21 protein-coding genes are annotated in these 22,756 nt (G+C 54.3%); 12 read left to right on the top strand and 9 right to left on the bottom strand.

Annotated features, from left to right (window positions below; all coding sequences use genetic code 11):
• Positions 1-10: 10 nt before the first annotated feature.
• Genes E0765_RS06815 through E0765_RS06775 form a run of 9 tightly spaced genes read right to left on the bottom strand, consistent with a single transcriptional unit; the run spans position 11 to position 9,663 of the window.
• Positions 11-439: a Sua5 YciO YrdC YwlC family protein gene (locus E0765_RS06815; RefSeq protein ID WP_132812472.1), complete on the bottom strand. Its 429-nt coding sequence runs from the start codon at positions 437-439 to the stop codon at positions 11-13.
• A 1-nt stretch (position 440) separates the two neighbouring features.
• The gene (gene carB, locus E0765_RS06810; RefSeq protein ID WP_132812471.1) at positions 441-3,698 is read right to left on the bottom strand and encodes a carbamoyl-phosphate synthase large subunit; all 3,258 of its coding nucleotides are present in this window, start codon (positions 3,696-3,698) and stop codon (positions 441-443) included.
• Between the two features lie 57 nt (positions 3,699-3,755).
• Positions 3,756-4,517 carry a rod shape-determining protein MreC gene (mreC, locus tag E0765_RS06805; protein ID WP_132812470.1) on the bottom strand — a complete coding sequence of 254 codons (762 nt, stop codon included), beginning with the start codon at positions 4,515-4,517 and terminating at the stop codon, positions 3,756-3,758.
• Complete coding sequence (locus tag E0765_RS06800; RefSeq protein ID WP_132812469.1) at positions 4,510-5,547, bottom strand: rod shape-determining protein; 1,038 nt, start codon at positions 5,545-5,547, stop codon at positions 4,510-4,512. Before E0765_RS06800 ends, mreC begins: the two co-directional genes overlap by 8 nt.
• A gap of 8 nt (positions 5,548-5,555) precedes the next feature.
• Positions 5,556-6,788: an ATP-dependent Clp protease ATP-binding subunit ClpX gene (clpX, locus tag E0765_RS06795; protein ID WP_132812468.1), complete on the bottom strand. Its 1,233-nt coding sequence runs from the start codon at positions 6,786-6,788 to the stop codon at positions 5,556-5,558.
• Entirely contained in the window at positions 6,785-7,570 is a 786-nt protein-coding gene (gene lpxA, locus E0765_RS06790) for an acyl-ACP--UDP-N-acetylglucosamine O-acyltransferase (RefSeq protein WP_132812467.1), read from the bottom strand. The genes clpX and lpxA overlap by 4 nt, the downstream gene beginning before the upstream one ends.
• Positions 7,571-7,575: 5 nt before the next feature.
• Positions 7,576-8,019 (bottom strand): 3-hydroxyacyl-ACP dehydratase FabZ, encoded by a 444-nt coding sequence (fabZ, locus tag E0765_RS06785; protein ID WP_132812466.1) that lies wholly within the window; start codon positions 8,017-8,019, stop codon positions 7,576-7,578.
• A gap of 51 nt (positions 8,020-8,070) precedes the next feature.
• A complete protein-coding gene (locus E0765_RS06780) occupies positions 8,071-9,153 on the bottom strand; it encodes an epoxyqueuosine reductase QueH (protein ID WP_132812465.1) in 1,083 nt (360 codons plus the stop codon).
• A 3-nt stretch (positions 9,154-9,156) separates the two neighbouring features.
• On the bottom strand, positions 9,157-9,663 hold the full coding sequence (locus E0765_RS06775) for a peptidylprolyl isomerase (protein ID WP_132812464.1): 507 nt from the start codon (positions 9,661-9,663) through the stop codon (positions 9,157-9,159).
• Between the two features lie 105 nt (positions 9,664-9,768).
• Here E0765_RS06775 and E0765_RS06770 point away from each other — a divergent pair, with 105 nt between their 5' ends.
• The 12 genes from E0765_RS06770 (at position 9,769) to E0765_RS06715 (ending at position 22,696) form a co-directional block, all read left to right on the top strand.
• Entirely contained in the window at positions 9,769-10,980 is a 1,212-nt protein-coding gene (locus E0765_RS06770) for a HAMP domain-containing sensor histidine kinase (RefSeq protein ID WP_132812463.1), read from the top strand.
• Positions 10,961-11,623 (top strand): response regulator transcription factor, encoded by a 663-nt coding sequence (locus tag E0765_RS06765; RefSeq protein ID WP_132812462.1) that lies wholly within the window; start codon positions 10,961-10,963, stop codon positions 11,621-11,623. The genes E0765_RS06770 and E0765_RS06765 overlap by 20 nt, the downstream gene beginning before the upstream one ends.
• Before the next feature lie 132 nt (positions 11,624-11,755).
• On the top strand, positions 11,756-13,135 hold the full coding sequence (locus E0765_RS06760) for an OprD family outer membrane porin (RefSeq protein ID WP_132812461.1): 1,380 nt from the start codon (positions 11,756-11,758) through the stop codon (positions 13,133-13,135).
• A 12-nt stretch (positions 13,136-13,147) separates the two neighbouring features.
• Complete coding sequence (locus E0765_RS06755; protein WP_132812460.1) at positions 13,148-13,462, top strand: DUF485 domain-containing protein; 315 nt, start codon at positions 13,148-13,150, stop codon at positions 13,460-13,462.
• Entirely contained in the window at positions 13,462-15,126 is a 1,665-nt protein-coding gene (locus tag E0765_RS06750; protein ID WP_132812459.1) for a cation acetate symporter, read from the top strand. Before E0765_RS06755 ends, E0765_RS06750 begins: the two co-directional genes overlap by 1 nt.
• A gap of 53 nt (positions 15,127-15,179) precedes the next feature.
• The gene (locus tag E0765_RS06745; protein ID WP_132812458.1) at positions 15,180-17,003 is read left to right on the top strand and encodes a putative nucleotidyltransferase substrate binding domain-containing protein; all 1,824 of its coding nucleotides are present in this window, start codon (positions 15,180-15,182) and stop codon (positions 17,001-17,003) included.
• Positions 17,003-17,617, top strand: a complete 615-nt coding sequence (locus E0765_RS06740) for a 3'-5' exonuclease (RefSeq protein WP_132812457.1) — start codon at positions 17,003-17,005, stop codon at positions 17,615-17,617. Before E0765_RS06745 ends, E0765_RS06740 begins: the two co-directional genes overlap by 1 nt.
• Before the next feature lie 12 nt (positions 17,618-17,629).
• Entirely contained in the window at positions 17,630-19,588 is a 1,959-nt protein-coding gene (acs, locus tag E0765_RS06735) for an acetate--CoA ligase (protein WP_132812456.1), read from the top strand.
• 98 nt (positions 19,589-19,686) lie between these two features.
• Positions 19,687-20,214, top strand: coding sequence for a YaeQ family protein (locus tag E0765_RS06730; RefSeq protein WP_132812455.1), 528 nt, complete (start codon positions 19,687-19,689; stop codon positions 20,212-20,214).
• 85 nt (positions 20,215-20,299) lie between these two features.
• Positions 20,300-21,022 carry an ATP-binding protein gene (locus E0765_RS06725; RefSeq protein ID WP_132812454.1) on the top strand — a complete coding sequence of 241 codons (723 nt, stop codon included), beginning with the start codon at positions 20,300-20,302 and terminating at the stop codon, positions 21,020-21,022.
• A 30-nt stretch (positions 21,023-21,052) separates the two neighbouring features.
• Positions 21,053-21,928, top strand: a complete 876-nt coding sequence (locus E0765_RS06720; RefSeq protein WP_132812453.1) for a DMT family transporter — start codon at positions 21,053-21,055, stop codon at positions 21,926-21,928.
• Positions 21,929-21,988: 60 nt separating this feature from the next.
• Positions 21,989-22,696 carry a YebC/PmpR family DNA-binding transcriptional regulator gene (locus E0765_RS06715; RefSeq protein WP_132812452.1) on the top strand — a complete coding sequence of 236 codons (708 nt, stop codon included), beginning with the start codon at positions 21,989-21,991 and terminating at the stop codon, positions 22,694-22,696.
• The last annotated feature ends 60 nt before the right edge of the window (positions 22,697-22,756 follow it).

The following is a 22,756-nucleotide window of genomic DNA, read 5'->3' as shown; positions in this document are numbered from 1 at the left end:
TGTATTATGGTTATCGGATCCGTTTGAGACGGGTGCGGCCCAAACGGTAAATTTTCGAGGAGGGCTGTTCGCTCAGCCCCCGAGCATCTTCGACGATCCGGTTTGCCCTCTCACGGCAAAAATCGGGATCGAACGAGGCTCCGCTGGCATTGGCCGACGTGGAGTAAAACCATCCGTGAGGACGGAGGAATCGGGCGTGTTCGGGTTCGGTTACGTAGCGGAATGCCTGGTTCTTGACGATAAATGTGGTTTTTCGCGCATGGCGCACGCGGCGTCTGTGGACAAGGGGGACGCGCAATTGCGCTTTGAGGACGTGCAGCTCGCAGAAGACTTTTAAAAATGGTTTGTTCTGATCGCGCCCTTTGGCTTCAAAGAGGCGTCCGGCGTCTTGGGAGAGAAAACCGACGGTGGTGTCGGTCTGCGCGAGATAAAGGCTCATGTTACGAGCGGAGATAGTCTTGCAGCGCGTTCGGAGACATCCAGCTCTCGTCGCTCATGTGCCCCATCGCTTCGATGGCGGCGCGCGCCGCGCTCAGTGTCGTGAAATAAGGAATCCCCATACGCAAGACGATCTGGCGGATCTGTTCGGCGTCTTTTTTGGCCGTCTGGTTATCAGATGTGTTGATCGCCAGGGCGATTTCGCCGTTTTTCATGACGTCTTCGATGTTCGGGCGACCTTCGGAGATTTTGAGAACCGCTTCGCACGGGATTCCCGCATCTTCGATGATCTTCTGGGTTCCGCGCGTCGCGATCAGCCGGAAGCCCTGATTGTGGAGCCCGCGGGCAATTTCGGGGGCGTGTTTTTTGTCGCCGTCGATAAATGACAAAAAGCAGGTTCCCGACGTCGGGATTTTGTTTCCTGCCGCGAGCTGGCTTTTGGCGAAACTGACACCGAAGTTGGCGCTGATCCCCATTACTTCGCCCGTCGATTTCATTTCGGGGCTGAGAACGAGGTCGGCACCGTAGAGTTTATTGAACGGGAAAACCGCTTCTTTGATCGCGACGTGTCCTTTGAGGCGCGGTTTGAGCAGACCGTTCTCTTCCATCACGATATTGTAGTGATCGTAGTATTTGAGGGCGTCGCGGAGCTTTTCGCCCATCATGACGCGCGTCGCGACTTTTGCCAGCGGCATTCCCGTCGCTTTGGAGACGAAAGGAACGGTGCGCGAAGCGCGCGGATTGACTTCGATCAGGTAGATTTCGTTTTGATAGATGGCGTACTGGATGTTCAGAAGACCGATGACGCCCAGCCCGAGCGCGATTGTCTTGGTCTGTGCCTCGACCTGCGCTTTGAGTTCGGGAGTGAGGCCCACCGGCGGGAGCGAACACGCGCTGTCGCCTGAATGGATCCCGGCCTCTTCGATGTGCTGCATGACCGATCCGATGTAGACCTCGGTACCGTCGCTGATCGCATCGACGTCGAGTTCCACCGCCTGGTCGAGGAATTTGTCGACGAGGACGGGAGAATCGTTGCTCACCGAGACCGCGACGTCCATATAGGTGCGCAGTTCGTCTTCGTTGTAGACGATCCGCATCGCGCGCCCGCCCAGAACGTAAGAAGGACGCACAAGAACGGGATAGCCGAGTCGCTGCGCGATTTCGAATGCCCCTTCTTTGGTCATCGACAGACCGTTTTCGGGCTGTTTGAGCCCTTTTTCAACGACGAATGCCGAGAATTTTTCGCGGTTTTCAGCCAGATCGATGACCTCCGCCGAGGTTCCGGCGATTTTCGCGCCGATCGCGTGAAGACCGTTGGCCAGTTTAAGCGGCGTCTGCCCTCCGAAATGGACGATGATACCATCAGGCTGTTCGGCTTCGACGATCGCTCTGACGTGCTCGAAATCGATCGGTTCGAAGTAGAGGACGTCGGAGGTGTCGTAGTCGGTCGAGACGGTTTCGGGGTTACAGTTGACCATAATGGTCTCGATCCCCATCTCTTTGAGTGCGAATGAGGCGTGGACGCAGCAGTAGTCGAACTCGATACCCTGACCGATCCGGTTCGGTCCGCCGCCGAGGATCATCACTTTTTTCTTGTCGCTGGCTCTGGGGGCCTGAAGCCCGAGGCGGGTGATGTTGGTGGTCGAGTACAGATACGGTGTCAGCGAACCGAATTCGGCCGCACACGTATCGACTTCATTGTATTCAAAAGCGATTCCCAGCGCTTTGCGGGCGTTGTAAACGTCGAGTTCCGTCGCGCTTCCGCCGTTTTGGGCAATCAGTTTGGCGATCATCTTGTCCGAGAACCCTTCGGTTTTGAGACGGCGAAGCTGTGCTTCGTCCGAGAGGGTTGCCGCAGTGACGTTCGCTTCCTGCGCCACGATCTCTTCGATCTGGTTCAGGAACCACGGGTCGATTTTGGAGAGTTCGAAAATATCCTCGACTGAGAGGCCCATGCGGAAGCCCTGAGCGACGTAGAGGATCCGCTCGGCGTTGGGGCGGCGGATTTCATGTTTGATGAATTCGGGATCGGCACTGATCGGATCGAAGCCGCACAGACCGGTTTCGAGCGAGCAGAGGGCTTTTTGGACCGACTCTTTGAAGGTGCGCCCGATGGCCATTGCTTCCCCGACCGATTTCATGCTCGTCGTAAGGGTCGACTCGGCTTCGGGGAATTTTTCGAAGGTGAAGCGGGGGAGTTTGGTGACGATGTAGTCGATGACCGGTTCGAACGCAGCCGGGGTTCCGGTGATGTCGTTGGTGATCTCATCGAGGGTGAAACCGACCGCCAGAAGGGTTGCGACCTTGGCGATCGGATAACCCGTCGCTTTGGACGCCAGCGCCGAGGAGCGCGATACACGGGGGTTCATCTCGATGACGATCATCCGGCCCGTTTTGGGGTTTACGGAGAACTGGACGTTCGATCCGCCCGTATCGACGCCGATTTCGCGCAGGATCGCGAAACTCGCGTCGCGCATACGCTGATACTCTTTGTCGGTGAGGGTGAGCGCCGGGGCGATGGTGATAGAGTCTCCGGTGTGGACTCCCATAGGATCGAGATTTTCGATGGAGCAGACGATGATACAGTTGTCGTTACGGTCGCGGATAACTTCCATCTCGTACTCTTTCCAGCCCAGAAGCGACTCTTCGATCAGGATTTCGGTGATGGGTGACTCGTCCAGACCGCGCTGGGCGAGGAGCTTGAACTCGTCGATGTTGTAGGCGACGCCGCTTCCGCCCCCCGCGAGGGTATAGGAAGCGCGGATGATGATCGGGAACCCGATCTCTTCGGCCGCCGCGAGGGCTTCTTCCATGTTGTAGGCGTAGCGGGAGATCGGGAGGTCCATTCCGATTTTGATCATCGCCTCTTTAAACGCCTGACGGTCTTCCCCTTTTTTGATCGCAGCGGGGTTTGCACCGAGGAACTCGATCCCCTCAAGCATCCCTTTCTCAAACATCTGCATGGCGGCGTTGAGCGCGGTTTGACCTCCCATTGTCGGGAGGATCGCGTCAACGTTCTCTTTTTTGATGATTTCGGCGATGATTTCGGGCTTGATCGGTTCGATGTAGGTACGGTCGGCAAATTCGGGGTCGGTCATGATGGTAGCCGGGTTCGAGTTGATCAAAACGACGCGGTATCCGAGCTCTTTGAGCGTTTTAACCGCCTGTGTTCCGGAATAGTCGAATTCGCAGGCTTGACCGATGACGATCGGGCCTGATCCGATGAGTAATATCGTTTTGATGTCGTCGCGTTTTGGCATTGAGACCCCTCATACAAAAAATTTGTATATTATAGGGCAAAGGCACTTAAAATCGGATTATCTGACCTTCGTGATGACGTGAAAATAGGCGGGATTCTTACCGTAGAAGTAGGGTTCGACGACGGCGCTTTGATACCCCTGTGCTTTGGAAATCGAGACTACTTTTCCTACCTTGAGCCCTGCAAGGAAAATTTTGTCGAGTCCCGACGTCAACACTTCGTCCCCGACCGCAATAGGGATCCAGGTCGGGATGAACTCGACGATCAGGCGCTTGCTGTTGTTTCCGCGCACGATACCGGGGGCCATATTGGCCCCGACGCTCACGGCATAGGAGCTTTTGACGTCGCCGTTGAGCAACGCCATCGCACGGCCGTTGTTCGAGACGACGATCCCCGCCGCATAACCCCGATACAAAAGTCCGTAAACCGAGCGGGGGTTAAACCCGCTCATTTCGATCCAGAGTTTGTGCGGATCGCCGAAACGGACGTAGGAGAGGGCGCGGACGAGGGATACGTTCGCGTCGGTTTGCATCGTGCTGTTGTGTTCTTTGAGCAGTTTTTGGTATTCGTCCGCAACCTGGTGCAGCGAAAGGAGCTCCGTCTCGTAAAAACGGTTTTTTTCGCGCAGGTCGATGATGGTGCGTTGCTGGTCGAAATGTTCTTCGATCGAATGTGCGACGGCTTCAGTCCCTTGATGGTAGGAAAGTTTGAGGGCGGATGTCAGGCGGAGGATCGGGGATTGCAGCAATCCGGTAAAGTAAAGGGCCCCGCTGACCGCGAGGGCCAGCAGGAGAATGAGACTCAGTTTTTGTTTATTCATTATCGAACAGTTCGTGGAGTTGGTCGATCTCCTCGAGTGCGCGTCCGGTACCGCGGGCGACGCACAGCAGAGGCTCGTCGGCTACGTAGACCGGGATTTTGATGATTTCGGAAATGTATTTGTCGAGCTGGCGGATCAATGCGCCTCCTCCGGTGAGGATGACCCCGTTGTTGACGATGTCGCCGGCAAGATCGGGAGGCATGTTCTCCAGGACGTCACGTACCGCTTCGAGGATCTCTTTGAGTGGCTCGCGCATCGCTTCGCGGGCATCTTCGCTGGTCAGTTCGATCGACGTCAGAAGCCCCTCCACCTGGTCGCGGCCGTTGATGATCATTTTGAGTTCCTGGTGCAGCGGCATCGCCGTCCCGATATTGATCTTGATGTCTTCGGCGATACGCTCCCCGATGAGGAGGTTGTATTTGCGCTTGACGTAATCCATGATCGCGCGGTCGATTTTGTCCCCTGCGATACGGATCGAGCGGCACAGTACGAGACCGCCGAGCGAGATAACGCCGATTTCGGTCGTACCCCCCCCGATGTCGACGACGATGTTCCCTTTGGGCTCACGGATGTCGATTCCCGCTCCGATGGCGGCCGCCATCGGTTCGTCGATCAGGTACACTTCGCGTGCGCCGGCGCTCATCGCCGATTCGCGGACCGCTTTTCGCTCGACCTGCGTCAGACCGTAAGGGACGCAGATGATGATCCGGGGGCTGATGAGGCTGCTGCGGCCGTGCGCTTTTTCGATGAATTTACGGATCATCTTTTCGGTCATGTCGAAGTCGGCGATCACCCCGTCTTTCATCGGGCGGATCGCTTTGATGTTCCCCGGGGTTTTCCCCACCATCTCTTTTGCTTCGCGCCCGACGGCGAGGACTTTCTGCTGACCGTATTTTTCGGTTTTGACGGCAACGACGGAGGGTTCGTTGATGATGATTCCGCGTCCTTTGGAAATGACGAGCGTATTAGCAGTCCCCAAGTCGATGGAGAGGTCATTTGAAAACATTCCGATAAGTTTGTTGAATAGCATTCTCTGTCCTATGCGCTTTTTTGATTCGATTTTTTAATGTAAACCGGCTGGGTCTGTGATTCGACCACCTCTTTGGTGATGAGCACCTCGTATCCGCTGTATTCGGGGAGCTCGTACATGGTGTCGCCCATGATCTCTTCCATGATGGCACGAAGCCCCCTGGCCCCCGTTTTACGGGCGAGTGCTTTCGCGGCGATCGCTTTGAGGGCGTCGGGTTCGAACGAGAGCTCGACGTTGTCGATGGCGAAGAGCTTTGTGTATTGTTTGACGAGCGAGTTTTTCGGTTCGGTGAGGATGCGGACCATCTCGTCTTCGGTGATTTTGTTCAGCGACGCGATGATCGGCAGACGGCCGATCAGTTCGGGGATGAGGCCGTAGCTGACCAGGTCGTCGGGCTCGACGTTGTCAAAGCTGTCGTCCATGTCGGCTGATGAGCGTTTTTCCTGTCCGAATCCCATGACGTTTTTCCCCTGTTTGCGCTCCAGGATCTGTCCAAGGCCGTCAAACGCCCCGCCGCAGATGAAAAGGATTCCCGACGTGTCGATCTGGATAAAATCCTGGTTGGGGTGTTTGCGTCCCCCTTTGGGCGGGATGTTGACGACGGCACCCTCGATGATTTTGAGCAGTGCCTGCTGGACCCCTTCGCCCGACACGTCGCGGGTAATGGAGCGGTTTTCGCTCATGCGCGAAATCTTGTCGATTTCATCGATAAAAACGATCCCCTGCTGGGCGCGCTCGACATCCCCTTCGGCTGCCTGCAGCAGTTTGGTCAGGATGTTCTCGACGTCTTCGCCGACGTATCCCGCTTCGGTGAGGCTGGTGGCGTCGGCGATCGCGATGGGGACGTTGAGGACCCGTGCGATCGTCTGGGCCATGAGGGTTTTACCGCTTCCGGTCGGCCCGATCAAAAGGACGTTGGATTTGGCGATTTCGGTTTCGTCTTCGATCGCCGAATGTTTGAAAATCCGCTTGTAATGGTTGTAAACGGCAACGGAAAGGAGCTTGCGGGCACGTTCCTGGCCGATGATGTACTGTCCCAGGAACGCGTTGAGCTCTTTGGGGGTCAACAGTTCGGTGGGGATATGCTCGATTTTTTCGCTGCTTTGTTCGTCATGGTCGCCGAACATGATTTTATAGGCCGAAAAAACGCAGTTTTTGCAAATGTAGACGTTGTTGCCGGCGATGAGCGGGTTGTGGTCGCTCTCTTGCGCTTCGCAGAAGCTGCAGTGGCGATGGATCATGACTCTTTCCTTTCAAACGGAATACCCCGCTTGGTGTTGATGATAAACGCGCACATGTTTTTGACGTACTCGCTGGCAGTGTTTTCGGCGAGCGCCGCGGCGACTTCCTGAAGCGGTTTTCCCGATTCGAACAGCTCGCGGTAGGCCGAACGGAGCGCGTCGATGTGCTCGCGTTCGATGTGGCGGCGCAGGCCGTTGAGGTTCAATCCGCGCAAAACCGCCCGGTTCCCTTCCGCCAGACAATAGGGGGGGACGTCCTGCGAGAGTGCCGAGGCTCCGGCGATCATCGCATAGTCGCCGATTTTGACGAACTGGTGGACGGGGGTCATCCCGCCGATAACGGCATGATTCCCCATTTCGACGTGCCCGGCCAGCGTCGCGGCGTTGGCGAGGATGCAGTGGTTCCCGATGATGACGTCGTGTCCGAGGTGGACGTACCCCATAAAGAGGTTGTCGTTTCCGACGACGGTTTTGCCGCCCCCTCCGGCGGTGCCGGGATTAAAAAGGGTGAATTCGCGGATTTTGTTGCGGTCGCCGATGATCAGTTCGACCTCTTCGCCCGCGTATTTGAGATCCTGCGGGATGGAACCCAGGACCGCGTGAGAGAAAATCTCGTTATATTCACCGATCGTGGTGTTTCCGTAGATGCACGCACCCTGCGCGATGCGGGTCCCTCTGCCGATTTTGGCTTTGCCCGAGATGAAGCAAAAAGCGCCGATTTCGACGTCGGGGCCGATCTGCGCTCCCTCTTCGATGATGGCGTGTGGAGAAATCAGACTCATAAGGCCTACTTGTCTACGATCATGGCTTTGAGCTCGGCTTCGGAGACGAGAGTGTCGTCAACGTAGGCTTCCCCTTTGAGAACCCAGATCGAACCCTTGTGCTTGACGACGCTCATACGGTATTCGAGACGATCGCCCGGGCGGACGGGAGAGCGGAATTTGGCTCCGTCGATACTCATGAAGTAGACGACTTTCTGCGCCGCTTCCTCTTCGGTCATATCCATGCTCTGGAATGCGAGGATGCCTCCCGCCTGAGCCATACCTTCGAGAATCATGACGCCCGGATAGATCGGGTGGCCCGGAAAGTGCCCTTCGAAAATCTGTTCGCCGATCGTAACGTTTTTATAGCCGACAAGAGTTTCGTTGGGGGTCAGGTCGGTAACGCGGTCGACAAGCAGGAAGGGGAAACGGTGGGGCAAAATTTTTTGAATCTGGACGACATCTATCATGCTGTTAAATACCTCGGGTAAAAAAATCGTCCTAGTTTATCGCAAAAATGGTTAATTATTGATTATGAGTTTTTCCCTCGTGTCCGTATACGTCTTTGTATCCAGCAAAAGGGAGACTTTGGCGGTCGGGATCGAATCGACGACAATGACGGCGGAAGTATCATAGGGGCTTCCGAGCAGGAGGGTGCGCAGCGAAATTTCGGTTTCGACCGGCGGTGCTTCGAACATGAGCCGGCGGGTGCTTTCGTAAGCCGACGACGTGAGGGCGTTGAAGGTGTCGAGCGTGATGAAACGCACCTCCTCGCGGTTGAGGAAATACTGCCCGTTGACCTCGAATTCTATTTTTCCTTCGGTCGACGTGCGGCTGATGGTTGAATAAAAAAGGGGATGGGAAGGGACGACCTCTCCTCCCACGCGCAGTGATGCGCGAAAGAGGCGGTAATTCAAAAACCGCTCCTTGACGATCCGGTAGGGGATTCCGGAATCTTCAAGATCCATGCGGCGCTGATACATCGTGAGGCGCTCTTCGATCGATGCGGGAAGAATTTGGCGGGAGAGGGGGGAGAACATTTCGTCCATCAGCCGCTGCTGCTGATCGCGCTGCATGGAGAGGCCGAAGAGGCAGCCGCAGTAGTCCTGGCGGTAGAGCTGTTGCTCTTTTGCAACGCGTCCCTGATCGGCGGTTCCGTTGTTTTTGCGGTAATCGAAGGCGATGAATTTCACCCCGTGGCTCGCTTCGAACGCTTCGCCGGCCCTGATGAGCTGTTCCTGGGATTTTTTGGGGCTGACGAGGAGGGTGGTGGTCATCGCCGATTCGCCCAGTTCGAGCGCTTTTTGCGCGCTTACTTCGAAGCGGCGGTCAAAGCACACTTCGCATCGCCCCCCCTTTTCGGGCTCGTGTTCCAGGCCGCGTACCGCGTCCATCCATGATTCGAAGTCGTAAGGGCCTTCGATGAGCTCAATTCCCAGCTTTTTGCAGCTTCGTTCGACATCCAAAAGGCGCAGACGGTATTCGCTGTAAGGGTGGATATTGGGGTCATAGAAGAAACCGACGAGTTTTTCGTCGGGGTATTCATGCTGCAGCTTTTCGATAAAGAAGTGCGAATCGACGCTGCAGCAGATGTGGACGAGCACGGTTTAATTTTTCTCTGCGAGAATTTCCACTTTTTCAATGGTGTCGCGCATCTGGATGCTGTCGAGGACCGCCATCGATTCGGCGTCGTCGGCTTCGATGCCGCCGAACACGGTGTGGACGCCGTCAAGATGCGGGCAGTTGACGAAGCAGATGAAAAACTGGCTTCCGCCGGTATTGGGGCCGGCGTGCGCCATGGAGAGGGCCCCTTTTACGTGGCGGTGTTTGTTGAGCGCCGTTTCGCAGGGAATGGCCCATCCCGGCCCCCCGGTTCCCGTACCGTGAGGACATCCGCCCTGAGCCATGAAGCCCGGGATGACCCGGTGGAAATTAAGGCCGTTGTAGAACCCTTCGTTGACGAGGTGGGCGAAATTGGCCACGGTGTTGGGGGTTTCGTCCTGATAGAGTTTGAGCCACACAACCCCTTTGTTGGTGGTCATTTTGGCCCATTGCATCGTTGCGAGTTCTTCAGCCGTCGCATTGTAGTTTTTGAGTTCTTTACGTCCGAACATTGTTTCCGAATCCTTCGAGAATTTTTTGAAATTATAGTCGAAGAATCTTAACCTAATAAAGCGGAATCGGTTATAATGCCCTAAATTTATTTGGAGAACGAATAATTGGAATCCTGGCTGCAGCGTCGTTTGGCCCGTTTGTCACTGCGTGAACTCCACTTCTACACCATTGTTTTTATTCTCCTTTTTACCGTTATTTTCGCCTCGTTGCTGATTTATGACGAGTATCGCCAGTTTGCTTTGGCTTCGGACACGACACTGTTCGGTATGCGGGGCGATCCCCATGCGCTGAAGGGGAGGCTGATCAAGATCATCGTCGAGATCTCGACGCTGGCGTTGATCCTTTTCAGTTTCATTTTCGGGATTTCCAAAATCGTCAATACGATGATTGCGCGCGACATGGAACGCTTTATGAAGTTTTTCGAAGCGGTTCATACCAATGCGAAGCCGATCGCCGGGGATGAACTCTATTTTAGTGAGTTCAAGCGGATGGCGGGGTATGCCAACGAGATGGCGTCGACGATCCAGGAACAAAAAGAGACGCTCCGCACCCTCAACGCCGATCTCGAAGAGCGGGTGAAACGAAAAACGGCCGCGCTGCAGCTTAAAAACGAGGCGCTGGAAGCCGAGCAGAAGTTTTCGCAGGAGCTGCTCGAATCGCACAAGCAGTTCATCCGCTACGCCGTTCACGAAACCCATACCCCCCTTTCGGTCATCATGGCCAACATCGAGCTTTTTTCGATGAACGAGGGGCGAAACCGCTACCTGGCGAAGATCGAGGCGGCGGTCAAAAACATCTTCAGTATCTACGATGACCTGAGCTACCTGGTGAAAAAAGATCAGATCGAATACCCTAAAAAACCGATTGAACTGGGTGAATACGTCGAAAAGCGGCTCGAATTTTTCGATGAGGTGGCCCAGTTTTCCAACCACTCGTTTGTCTACAAGCGTCCTGAGCCCGAGTCGTGGATCCACTTCAACGAAACGAAGCTTCAGCGGGTGATTGATAACAATATCACCAACGCGATCCGCTACAGCAAAAGCGGCGAACCGATCGAAGTGGGCATTTCGTGCGACGGTTTGTCGTGCCGTTTCTGGGTTCAGAGCCGGTCGCAGAAGATTCATGACGCCCAAAAGATTTTCGAGGCATACTATCGGGAACGGAAAAAAAGTGACGGGTTCGGGCTGGGGCTGAGTCTGGTCAAATCGATCTGCGACGAGGACGGTGTCGAAATCCGGATCGGTTTCGAAGACGATATGACCCGTTTTGAATACCGTTTTAATAAAGAGGGTGCGATTGAAAATACTTCTGCTTGAAGACGAGGCGATGCTCAGCGAAGCGATCAACGAGTATTTGGCCTCTTTAGGACATCGGATCAGCCTGTTCGAGGACGGTACCGATGCCCTGGAGAGGCTCAAAACCGAAACGTTCGATCTGCTCGTGCTCGATATCAACGTTCCGGGGATCAACGGGCTGGAGCTGCTCGAACAGCTCCATGCCCTCAAAATACGGACGCCTGCCATCTACATCAGCGCGCTGATTGACATCGAAGGGATCAGCCGCGCGTACGACCTGGGCTGCTACGATTACCTGAAAAAACCGTTTCATCTAAAAGAACTTTCGCTCCGGATCGATAAAGTGATGCAAAGCTGTGCGATTCCCCAAAGCCACCTCAAACTCTCCAAAAGCTACAGTTACGATGCCGCGACGTCGACTTTGATGTGTGAAAACGTAACACAGCCGCTGACCAAGCGGCAACTCCAGATTATAGACCTTTTGGCCAGGAATCGCGGCCGAATCGTCGATTTTGACCAGTTTCGCGCCTATATATGGGATGAAGAGTACGTTGATAATGCTACGATCCGTGCGGAAGTTAGCCGTCTCAAAAAATCGCTCAAAGAGGATTTCATCCAGAATATCCGTTCTTTGGGTTACATGATCGATATTCCGCGTTCCTAAGCGTTACTTTTTTACTCAAATAGCTTATTTTTCTCCTTTTTTTTTCCCGGATCGTTTCCGATTTTGATTTTGCTACGTTCGTGCTACGTTTTGTTTTCATAATGACAGTGTGAAAAAAAAGAAGGAGTGAGAATGAGAGGTAAAGTGTCTCTGTCGCTTTTGGCGTCGGCGCTCGTCGTCAACGCTATGGCTGCCGATGATTTGGCAGGTATGTTTAAAGAAGGGAAAGCGAGCGGTCAGCTGCGCGCTTTTTTCATCGACCGTGATTACGACGGATACAGCAATGCTACGTCGGTCCACCGTAACGCGACCGCTGTGGGCGGATATCTGAAATACGATACGGGTGCATGGAACGGTGTAAGCCTGGGTGCGGCGTTTTACACGTCGAACGGTTTGTTTTTGAAAGACAAAACGACCTCCTCCGGAGCCGACAATCCTGAAGTTGATCCGACATTGCTGGGAAAAAGCAACGATTCGGTGACGTACCTGGGTGAAGCGTATCTGCAGTACAAAAACGGTAACACGACATTCAAAGGCGGACGCCAGAAACTCGATACACCTCTTGCGGGAAGTGACGATGCGCGTATGCTTCCCAACCTGTTCGAAGCGTATGTGCTGACAAATACGGACGTTAAAGACACGACGCTGATTGCGGCACATGTGACAAAATTCGCACAGGGGACTTTCGGCCGCGCTTACAACGGTGCAGGCGGCGTACCGGATAAAGTACTCAGCGGAACGTCGGGATATTCCCTCGTCGATACGAAAAACTATGTCGGGGAATTCGTCGACATGGGTACGTATGCGATCGGCGACAATACCGGGGGCGTGAGCGTTTTGGCCGCTGTTTACACAGGGATCAAAGGACTCAAGCTTCAATTGTGGGATTACTATGCGCATGACATCCTCAATGCCGTTTATACGGAAGCCAACTACGGCTGGTCGTATGCAAGCGGCATTTCACCGTATGTCGGGGTGCAGTGGATCAACGAACGCGATGTGGGATCGAACAACGCATCGCCCGCTTTGGAACTCAACAAAATCGAAAGCGATTTCGTAGCGGCGAAAGTCGGAGCAAAAATCGGAAACTGCGATGTTTCGGTCGCCGTTTCACACAATACCAAAGATGATGCTTCCGCGATCAACGGCGGAACGGTCTCTCCGTGGGGCGGAATGCCGGCGTATACCCAGGGTATGGTAACGCGTCACCAGTTTATGGCCGGCACCGATGCCTGGAAAGTTGCGGCGTCGTACGACTGGAAAGATTACGGCGTCAATCTTAATACGGGCGTTTTCTATGTCGAATATGACATGGATCCGCTCAACGGGTATTCGGACGCCGTATCGGCGGATAAAGCGACCGAAGCAGGATTTGATATCATTTACAACCCTCAGGTCGTTAAAAACCTTCAGCTGCGCCTGCGCGGCAATTTCCCGCGCGGCTACAAAGAGACAACCGCCGGAAACATGGGTTGGGACGAATACCGCGTTATCGCGAACTACAACTTTTAAAGGAGGTTGATTATGAAACAAGAACTGGTAGATCAGATCAAAAATGATCCTGATTATCTCCGTTTGGTAAGCGAACGGGGGCGTTTTGCCTGGATACTGACCATCGCGATGCTCGTCATCTATTTCGGGTTTGTCCTGGTGATCGCGTTTGATCCGAAACTTTTGGGGGCTCCGCTTTCTGCAGGTTCGGTTACCACGGTCGGTGTCCCGGTCGGGATCGGGGTTATCCTCAGCGCATTCATTTTGACGGGTATCTACGTCAAACGTGCCAACGGCGAGTTCGACGAAGCGACGAACCGCATCAAAGCGAAAGTAAAGGGAGAATGATGAAAACGTTGTTACTGACCCTTCTTGCCGCAGGGTATGCCTTTGCGGGCGACGCTCTGGGCGGCGAAGTGGAAAAACAGGCGCTGAACATGTCGGCGATCATTATGTTCTTGATCTTTGTCGGTGCTACATTGGGTATCACCTATTGGGCCGCAAAACGGACCAAAACGGCGAAAGATTTCTATACCGCCGGCGGCGGGATCACCGGATTCCAAAACGGTATGGCGATCGCGGGCGACTATATGTCGGCGGCATCGTTCCTGGGGATTTCGGCACTCGTTTATGCCAAAGGGTATGACGGTCTGATCTACTCTATCGGGTTCCTTGTCGGGTGGCCGATCATTCTGTTCATGATCGCCGAGCAGCTTCGCAACCTCGGTAAGTACACGTTCGCGGACGTTGCGTCGTATCGTCTGCAGCAGACGCCTATTCGTACTTTGGCGGCTTTCGGTTCGATCGTGACGGTTATCCTTTATCTGATCGCGCAGATGGTCGGTGCGGGTAAACTGATCCAGCTTCTGTTCGGTCTGGATTACGAAGTTGCGGTTATCCTCGTCGGCGTCCTGATGATCCTCTACGTTACGTTCGGCGGTATGCTGGCGACGACATGGGTACAGATCATTAAAGCGTTCCTCCTTCTTTCAGGTGCGACGTTCATGGCGGTTGCCGTTATGGCCCACTACAACTTCAACTTCGAATCGCTGTTCGCGACTGCGGTTGAGATGAAAGGGACAACAGACATTATGGCTCCGGGCGGGCTCGTTTCCGATCCGATTTCGGCCATTTCTTTGGGTATCGCTCTTATGTTCGGTACGGCGGGTCTTCCGCACATCCTGATGCGTTTCTTCACCGTTGCCGATGCCAAAGAAGCTCGCAAATCGGTGTTCTACGCGACGGGATTCATCGGGTATTTCTATATCCTGACGTTCATTATCGGTTTCGGTGCGATCGTCATGGTTTTCCAGAACCCGCAGTATCTTGATGTGGCAAAACAGGCGATCGACGGCGGTGCTCCGATCCTCGGCGGCGACAACATGGCGGCGATCCACCTTTCACATGCGGTTGGCGGAGACTTCTTCCTCGGGTTCATCTCGGCGGTAGCGTTCGCTACGATCCTTGCGGTCGTATCGGGTCTGACGCTTGCAGGTGCCTCGGCGATCTCACACGACCTTTATGCTTCGGTTCTGCGTGCAGGACGTGCGGATGGGCTTATGGAGATGAAAGTTTCTAAAATCTCTACCGTTGCGTTGGGGATTGTTGCGATTTTCCTGGGAATCGCGTTTGAGAGCCAGAACATCGCGTTCATGGTCGGTCTTGCCTTCGCTATTGCGGCGAGTGCGAACTTCCCGATCCTGTTCCTCTCCATGTTCTGGTCGAAACTCACCACTCGCGGTGCACTGATCGGCGGATCGCTCGGTTTGGCTACGGCTGCGGTTCTGGTGATCCTCGGGCCGACCGTATGGGTGGACGTACTGGGTAACGCGGAAGCGATCTTCCCGTACAAATATCCGGCTCTGTTCTCGGTCACGGCGGCGTTCGTCGGTATCTGGTTCTTCTCGATCACCGACAAGAGCGATACGGCCAAAAAAGAGTACGAAGCGTTCGAAGCGCAAAACATCCGCTGCCAGACCGGTATCGGTGCTGAGGGTGCCGTTGAGCACTAAAGCCTTCCCCGTCCTTTCGGGGGCGGGTTTGATTAATTTTCCAGGAGATGGTTTTGAGTCTCTTTGACCAAAAAGCACTTTTAATGTCGATCCATCCGTTTGATCTGCTTACCGAGCGTATGATCGAAAAGCTGATGACCCAGATGGATATTGCCTACTATCCCAGGGAGACGGTACTGATCGCTCCGAGGGTGAGGGCCGAATCGCTTTACATTATCATCAAAGGCATCGTCAACGAAACCATCGACGGTGAACTTCAAAACGTCTACGGCGAACGTGACAGCTTCGATGCGAACTCCCTTATATACGGCAATACCCAAAGCACTTTCATCGTTGCCGAAGACCTGATCTGTTACTCCCTACCCAAAGAATCCTTCCTCAACCTTCTCCAAGACGCCGAAACGTTCCAAAACTATTTCATGCAGGATTTCATCACCAAACATCAGCGTCTTAAAGAACGTCAGCACCAAAACGAGCTGACCCCGTTTATGGTCGCCCGTGTCGATGAAATCTACCTCCATGTCCCTTGCATTATCGGTGCGCAGGCCTCGATCCGAAACGCTCTCTCCGAGATGGCGGGGACAAACGCAAAAGTGATTCTGGTGGATAATGAGGGGGTAATGGGGATCGTCACCGACACGAACCTGCGCGAGAAAGTCCTTTTGGCCGACAAAAGCGTTTCCGATCCGATCGGCGACATCGCAACGTACGGTCTTATTACGATCGAGAGGAGCGACTTTTTGTTCAACGCGCTTTTGCTGTTCACAAAGCACGGGGTTAAACGCCTCGTCGTGACCGAAGAGGGAAAAATCGTCGGTATTCTCGAACAGCTGGATCTGCTGAGCCATTTTGCCAACCATACCCACCTCATTGCCGCCTCCATCGAGCGTGCCACTTCCATCGACGAGCTGCAAAGCATCGAACGCTCGCTTATGCAGGTGGTCAGGTCGCTCACTTCCAAAGGGGTACGGGTCCGCTACGTCTCCAAGCTCGTGAGCGAACTCAACGCCAAGGTGTACCGCAAAGTGTTCGAAATGGTCCTTCCCGAGACGATGCAGGGCCGCTGCGCGCTCGTCGTAATGGGAAGCGAAGGGCGCGGCGAGCAGGTATTGCGCACCGATCAGGACAATGCCCTCATCATTGCCGACGGTGAAGACGAAGAAGCGTACTGTCCTTTCATGGAGCGGCTCAACGAGTACCTGATCCGGCTCGGATTTCCCAAATGCGCCGGCAATATCATGGTCAGCAACCCTTACTGGCGCCGAAGTGTTTCGGGCTATAAAAAACAGATTTCCTCATGGACCGATACGCTCAACGAAGAGACGCTCCAGTCGCTTTCCATTTTTCTTGACGCCCATTGTGTGGCGGGTGATGAGACGCTTTTAACCGAGTGCAAAAATTTTCTCTTCGAGCGTTTCGAGGGTCGCAGCGATATTCTGGCCCATCTGGCGAAGGCATCGCTGGCGTTCGAGACCCCGCTGTCGCTGTTTTCGGGCTTCGTCCTAGGACGCGACGCGCATGAGAGCGAACTCGACATCAAAAAAGGAGGGGTGTTCGCGATCGTCCACGGTGTGCGGATCCTAGCCCTTGAGCACAAGATTGAGACGACCAATACGACCGAACGGATCAAGGAACTCAATAACATCGGATTGTTCGACAAGCGGTTCGCGAGTGAACTGATCGAAGCCTACGATACGCTGCTCTCGATCCGGCTGCGGACGATGCTCTCTCAAAAACAGGTACTCAAGGAACAAAATTACGTCAATCCCAAACTGCTCAGCAAAGCCGACCGGGATCTGCTCAAAGACGCATTCAAAATCGTTAATACGTTCAAAAAATTCCTGACCTACCACTTCCATCTGGGGATGGTAGTGTAATGTTCGAGGCGTTCAGACGCACATGGAACCTCCGGGGGCTCAAAGACGATGCGTATGCGTCGCTCTTCGAGCCCTACGAAGGGGATGAAACGGTCGTTTTCGATACCGAAACTACCGGATTGAATCCGAAAAAAGACGAAGTTCTGAGTATCGGCGCGGTCAAAGTCAAAGGGGACAGAATTCTCACCTCGCAGAGTTTCGAGGTGTTTCTTAAACCGTCCCGCGCCATCAGTGCCGAAAGCATTAAAATCCATCATATAAGGCCGTGTGATCTTGAACACGCCGTCGAGCCGTTAGAGGGGGTGAAAAAGTTTTTAGAATTTGTGGGGAACCGCCCGCTGGTGGGCTATTACCTGGAGTTTGACGTCTCCATGATGAACCGTATGATCAAGCCGTGGCTGGGGGTAACGCTCCCCAACCGCCAGATCGAGGTGTCGGGGCTTTATTTTGACAAAAAAATTGCCCTGATTCCGCAAGGAAATATTGATTTACGCTTTGATACAATCCTCAAGGATTTAAACATCCCGAGGATGGGTCAGCACAACGCATTGAACGATGCGATTATGACCGCCATGGTCTACATAAAATTACAACACACCATTAAATTAAACTAAGGAGCAATTGCTATGAGCGATACCGTAAAACCGATTTTTCATCCCAACCGTGAGTTTGCGAAAAACGCGCGCATCAAAAACATGTGCGAGTACAAAGAACTTCAAGAATGGGCCAACGAAGATTACGAAGGGTACTGGGGACACTTCGCGAACGAAAAAATCGACTGGTTCCAGCCGTATACGCAGGTGCTCGACGAGAGCAACGCACCGTTTTACAAATGGTTTGTTGGTGGAAAACTCAACGTTGCCCACCAGTGTATTGACCGCCATCTCTCAACCCGCAAAAACAAAGCGGCGATCATCTTCGAAGGGGACCGCGGCGACAAGCAGATCATTACGTACCTCGAGCTTTATTACAACGTCAACCGCTTCGCGAACCTCCTCAAAAACGAGTTTCACGTCAAAAAAGGTGACCGCGTCATCATCTACATGCCGATGATTCCCGAAGCGGCCTATGCGATGCTCGCATGTGCCCGTATCGGTGCGATCCACTCGATCGTATTCGGCGGGTTCTCGGCCGAAGCGCTCAAAGACCGTATCGAAGACGCCGAGGCGAAACTCGTCATTACCGCAGACGGCGCATACCGCAAAGACAAACCCTACATGCTCAAACCGGTCGTTGACCAGGCGATTACCGAGAATTCTCCGGTCGAGAAAGTGCTCGTCATCGAACGTAACAACGAAGATATCAACTGGGTTGCCGGACGCGACTATTCGTACAACGAACTGATCAAAAACCAGGCCCCCGAATGTCCTGCGGAGATCATGGACGCCGAAGATCCGCTTTTCCTCCTCTACACATCGGGCTCTACCGGTAAACCAAAAGGGGTTCAGCACAACCAGGCGGGATACATCCTGTGGGCGCAGATGACGATGGAATGGGTATTCGACGTCAAAGAAAACGACACCTACTGGTGTACGGCGGACGTGGGCTGGATCACCGGGCACACCTACATCGTCTACGGACCGCTTGCGATGGGTGCGACGACCGTGATGTTCGAAGGGGTTCCGACCTATCCGGATGCGGGACGTCCGTGGAAAATGGTCGAAGAGTACAAAATCAACCAGTTCTACACCGCGCCGACCGCGATCCGCGTTCTGCACAAAACAGGTGAAGACGAGCCGGCCAAATACGACCTTAGCAGCCTGAAAGTCCTCGGAACCGTGGGTGAGCCGATCGACCCTCCGGCATGGAAATGGTACTACGAAGCGGTCGGCGGCGGCAAATGCGCCATCGTCGATACCTACTGGCAGACCGAAACGGGGGGACACATCGTTTCTCCGCTGCCGGGTGCGACACCGATCAAACCCGCGTGTGCAACCCTGCCGCTGCCGGGTATCATTGGAGAGATCCTCGACCCGCAAACGGGCGAGAAAGTGGGCGTAGGTGAAGGCGGTTACATGTGTGTGACACGTCCGTGGCCGTCAATGATCCGTAACATCTGGGGAGACCCTGAACGTTTCGTCAAATCGTATTTCGGCGACGTCAAAAAAGACGGCAAAGCGGTCTACTTCACGGGTGACGGCGCCATCTACGACGAAGACGGCTACATCACGATCACGGGCCGTACCGACGACGTCATCAACGTTTCGGGCCACCGTATGGGAACGGCTGAAGTCGAAGCGGCGTGTAAAAAACACCCCAACGTCGCCGAAGTCGCCGTCGTCGGAAAACCGCACGACATCAAAGGGGAAGGGATCTTCGCCTACATCGTCCTCAAAAGCGAAGACACCATCGGCGAAGAGATGGAGATGGTCAAAGAAATCAACAAAGTGATCATGAAAGAGATCGGTAACATCGCGGTGTGCGACGACATCGTTTTCGTTCCGGGCCTCCCGAAAACCCGTTCGGGCAAAATCATGCGCCGTATCCTTCGCTCCATCGCGAAAGGCGAAGCGATCACGCAGGATATTTCGACCCTCGAAGACCCAAGCATCGTTGCGACGATCGAAGCGAAAGTCAAAGGGTAATCCTCCTTTTCTTCTCTTTTCCCGCTTCGGCGGGAATCCTACACGCGTTTTTCTTAGCCGTTTTATGTCATAGTTTTGTTTTACTCAGAGGAGCACCCATGGCCGCCGGTTCGACCATCTGCAAAGTCCAGCTCAACATCGCCGACATGGACCGCAACTATTACGAGACCCACGAGATCACGATCGCCCAGCACCCCTCTGAAACCGATGAACGGCTGATGATGCGCATCGTGGCATTCGCGCTGCATGCCTCGGATCGGCTGGTGATCACCAAGGGGATCGGGGGGGAGGACGAACCGGATCTTTGGGAGAAAGACTACGGCGGCGACATCGAGCTGTGGATCGATCTTGGGCAGGTAGACGAGAAACGGCTGCGCAAGGCGTGCGGCAGGTCGGAAAAAGTTATCGTCTATACCTACAACCTCAAAGCCGCGAGCGCGTGGTGGCGCCATAACGGCGGCACGTTCGCACGGTTCAAAAACTTCGAAGCGCTCCATCTGCACGCAGAAGGGATCGAAAAACTCCATGCGCGTACGATGCGCCTTTCGGTGACGATCAGCGACGGCGAGCTCAGTCTGCATTCGGACGACGGGGATGTTACGATAACGCAAGAGCAATGGCGATAGGTGGCGCGTCGGCGCGTCGATTCGGGCCATTTATCTTTATTTGGCTATACTCTCTTTTATACTATTTCATCCATCGGATACGACCATGAAACGAAAAATCGGAAAATTTAAAAACTCGATCGCCAACCTCGAACTGCATGACCGCGTTCTGCGCGAAAACACGCTGATCCTGGCGGAACCGGGTTCGGGGAAAACCCATCTGGCCAACAAAATCCGCGAATTCGTCATCGACAACGGAATTGCGACGCTGTATCTCGATTTTTCCGATCCGGCCATTGACCAGATCGAAGAGCGTTTCAAACACGGGAGCGAATTTCACTACATGCGTTTTGACGAAAGCGACGAATTCGATGCCGCCGTGGATGCGGCGATCGCCGAGCGCAAAAACATCTACATGGCGGTCAACCCCTCCTATTTCGCGAGCAAACGCGACATCAAGAGCAAACTCTCACGGATGATGCAAAAGCGCGAACTGCTTGACAACTATTACTATTTCATGCAGGATATCGCCAACATCGAGGGGTTCCACGCCAAATTCGAAGATTTCATTTTCTACATTTTCGATCTGGTCAACCTCAAAAAATTCGGCCTCACGTTCCTGGCGCAGCCCAACGAGATTTTCGAAAATCCGCGCATCAAGCTCCTCTTTTCGTTCCTCTTCATCGGGCGCTGCTCGAACGCCTATTATTACAACACGACCGTCCTGCGGAACATGAAACCCAATACGTTTCTGTATCAGCACCGGGTCGATAACCGTTCGCTCCTTTTCAACAATATCCAAAGCGATATTGTCCACATCGATCTCTAAACCGCCTTGCGCGGTTCGGACGCCCCTTTTATGAATCTTCCCCTTCCTTTGTTGATGATCCTCGCGATGATGCTCTGGGGCGGCGGCTGGCCGGCGCTCAAAATCCTCTCGGAAAGCGTGTCGTGGGAAGTCGCGACGTTTTGGCGGTTTGCCCTGATGGCTGCGGCGTTCGTCCCGATTCTGTGGTGGCATCGCAAGCCGCTGCGGCTGAGCACCGGTGCATTGGGCTGGGCTGCGCTGAGCGCTTTGCTCAATTCCCTTTTCATGGCACTGTCGTTTTACGGCGTTTATGTCGGCACCGCCGGGGCGGGCGGGGTCGTTATCACGACGCTTAGCCCGGTTCTGACGGTTCTGATCGCGGTTGTGGCGCTGGGGATGAAACCGACGCGCCGCCACATCGCGGGTCTGGTGATCGGTTTGGCGGGCGGAGCGGTCATGGTGCAGGTGTGGGACGGGGAAGTACTGCTGCACGGGGGGAACCTCGTCTTCGTCGCGTGTGCACTGGTGTGGGCCGCACTCACCCTTGCCGCGCAGCGCTCGCATCTTCATCTCGATCCGATCCATTACACGTTTTTGCTGGGGCTGATTGCCACGGTGCTGATGTTTTTCGTCGCCTATCCCCACGGCATCGGCTCGGTTTTTTCGCAGGACGCCCGTTTCTGGGGGGCGCTGCTGTATCTCTCGGTGCTGGGGCAGACGGTCGCTTCGACGATCTATTTCATCGCTTCGGGGAAAATGGGATCGGGGAGGGCGAGTTCGTACATGTTCCTTGTCCCCGTCTGCGCCCTCGTGAGCAGTTATTTCCTGCTGGGCGAAATTCCCTCGAGTGCGTTGCTCATCGGCGGGGCGATCAGCAGTGCGGCGGTCTATCTGATCAATTTTTCAGCCCGCAGGCGGTTGTCATAATCTCTCAAAACGGTTATAATTCGACCAATTTTTTACAGATCACACAGAGGAGCATACCGCATGGGAAGAGCGTTTGAATACCGCAAAGCGGCCAAAATGAAACGCTGGGGAAATATGTCGAGAATTTTCCCGAAACTTGGCAAAATCATTACGATGGCCGCCAAAGAGGGGGGAGCCGACCCCGAAATGAATCCCAAGCTTCGGACCGCGATTTTGACGGCGAAAGCGCAGAATATGCCCAAGGATAACATCGAAGCGGCGATCAAACGGGCGTTCGGTAAAGACGCGGCGAATATCATCGAAGTGAACATCGAGGGGAAAGGGCCGCACGGCGTTCTGATCTTCGTAGAGTGCGCGACGGATAACAACACCCGTACCGTCGGAAACATCCGCAGCTACTTTTCCAAAGCCAAAGGGGAGATGCTCAACAACGGCGCGCTCGAATTCATGTTCAGCCGCAAAGCGGTGTTCAGCTTTCCAAAACCTGAAATGGACCTCGAGGAGCTCGAGATGGCGCTGATCGACGCCGGGCTCGAAGAGCTCGAAGAGGACGAGGGCGAAGTGAGCGTGACAGGGGATTATACCGCGTTCGGAACCCTCTCGGCGGCCCTCGAAGAGCTGAATATCGCCCCTTCCAAAGCCGCACTTGAGCGTATCCCGAACACGACGGTCGAATTCACCGATGAACAGATGGTCGATATCGAGAAACTGATTGACCGTATCGAAGAGGACGACGACGTCCAGGCCGTATACACCAACATCGGCTAACCGCTTCTCTCCCCGTACGGGGATTTCCCATCACATATCTATCACATTTTATCCGAACTG

The organism is Sulfuricurvum sp. IAE1 (genome assembly GCF_004347735.1).
Lineage (GTDB): Bacteria > Campylobacterota > Campylobacteria > Campylobacterales > Sulfurimonadaceae > Sulfuricurvum.
This window is presented reverse-complemented; position numbering and strand designations above follow the sequence as displayed.

Coding starts and splice junctions, on each gene's coding strand:
- E0765_RS06815 (WP_132812472.1), bottom strand. CDS start 439: ATGAGCCTTTATCTCGCGCAGACCGACACCACCGTCGGTTTTCTCTCC.
- carB (WP_132812471.1), bottom strand. CDS start 3,698: ATGCCAAAACGCGACGACATCAAAACGATATTACTCATCGGATCAGGC.
- mreC (WP_132812470.1), bottom strand. CDS start 4,517: ATGAATAAACAAAAACTGAGTCTCATTCTCCTGCTGGCCCTCGCGGTC.
- E0765_RS06800 (WP_132812469.1), bottom strand. CDS start 5,547: ATGCTATTCAACAAACTTATCGGAATGTTTTCAAATGACCTCTCCATC.
- clpX (WP_132812468.1), bottom strand. CDS start 6,788: ATGATCCATCGCCACTGCAGCTTCTGCGAAGCGCAAGAGAGCGACCAC.
- lpxA (WP_132812467.1), bottom strand. CDS start 7,570: ATGAGTCTGATTTCTCCACACGCCATCATCGAAGAGGGAGCGCAGATC.
- fabZ (WP_132812466.1), bottom strand. CDS start 8,019: ATGATAGATGTCGTCCAGATTCAAAAAATTTTGCCCCACCGTTTCCCC.
- E0765_RS06775 (WP_132812464.1), bottom strand. CDS start 9,663: ATGTTCGGACGTAAAGAACTCAAAAACTACAATGCGACGGCTGAAGAA.
- E0765_RS06760 (WP_132812461.1), top strand. CDS start 11,756: ATGAGAGGTAAAGTGTCTCTGTCGCTTTTGGCGTCGGCGCTCGTCGTC.
- E0765_RS06755 (WP_132812460.1), top strand. CDS start 13,148: ATGAAACAAGAACTGGTAGATCAGATCAAAAATGATCCTGATTATCTC.
- E0765_RS06750 (WP_132812459.1), top strand. CDS start 13,462: ATGAAAACGTTGTTACTGACCCTTCTTGCCGCAGGGTATGCCTTTGCG.
- E0765_RS06740 (WP_132812457.1), top strand. CDS start 17,003: ATGTTCGAGGCGTTCAGACGCACATGGAACCTCCGGGGGCTCAAAGAC.
- acs (WP_132812456.1), top strand. CDS start 17,630: ATGAGCGATACCGTAAAACCGATTTTTCATCCCAACCGTGAGTTTGCG.
- E0765_RS06730 (WP_132812455.1), top strand. CDS start 19,687: ATGGCCGCCGGTTCGACCATCTGCAAAGTCCAGCTCAACATCGCCGAC.
- E0765_RS06725 (WP_132812454.1), top strand. CDS start 20,300: ATGAAACGAAAAATCGGAAAATTTAAAAACTCGATCGCCAACCTCGAA.
- E0765_RS06720 (WP_132812453.1), top strand. CDS start 21,053: ATGAATCTTCCCCTTCCTTTGTTGATGATCCTCGCGATGATGCTCTGG.
- E0765_RS06715 (WP_132812452.1), top strand. CDS start 21,989: ATGGGAAGAGCGTTTGAATACCGCAAAGCGGCCAAAATGAAACGCTGG.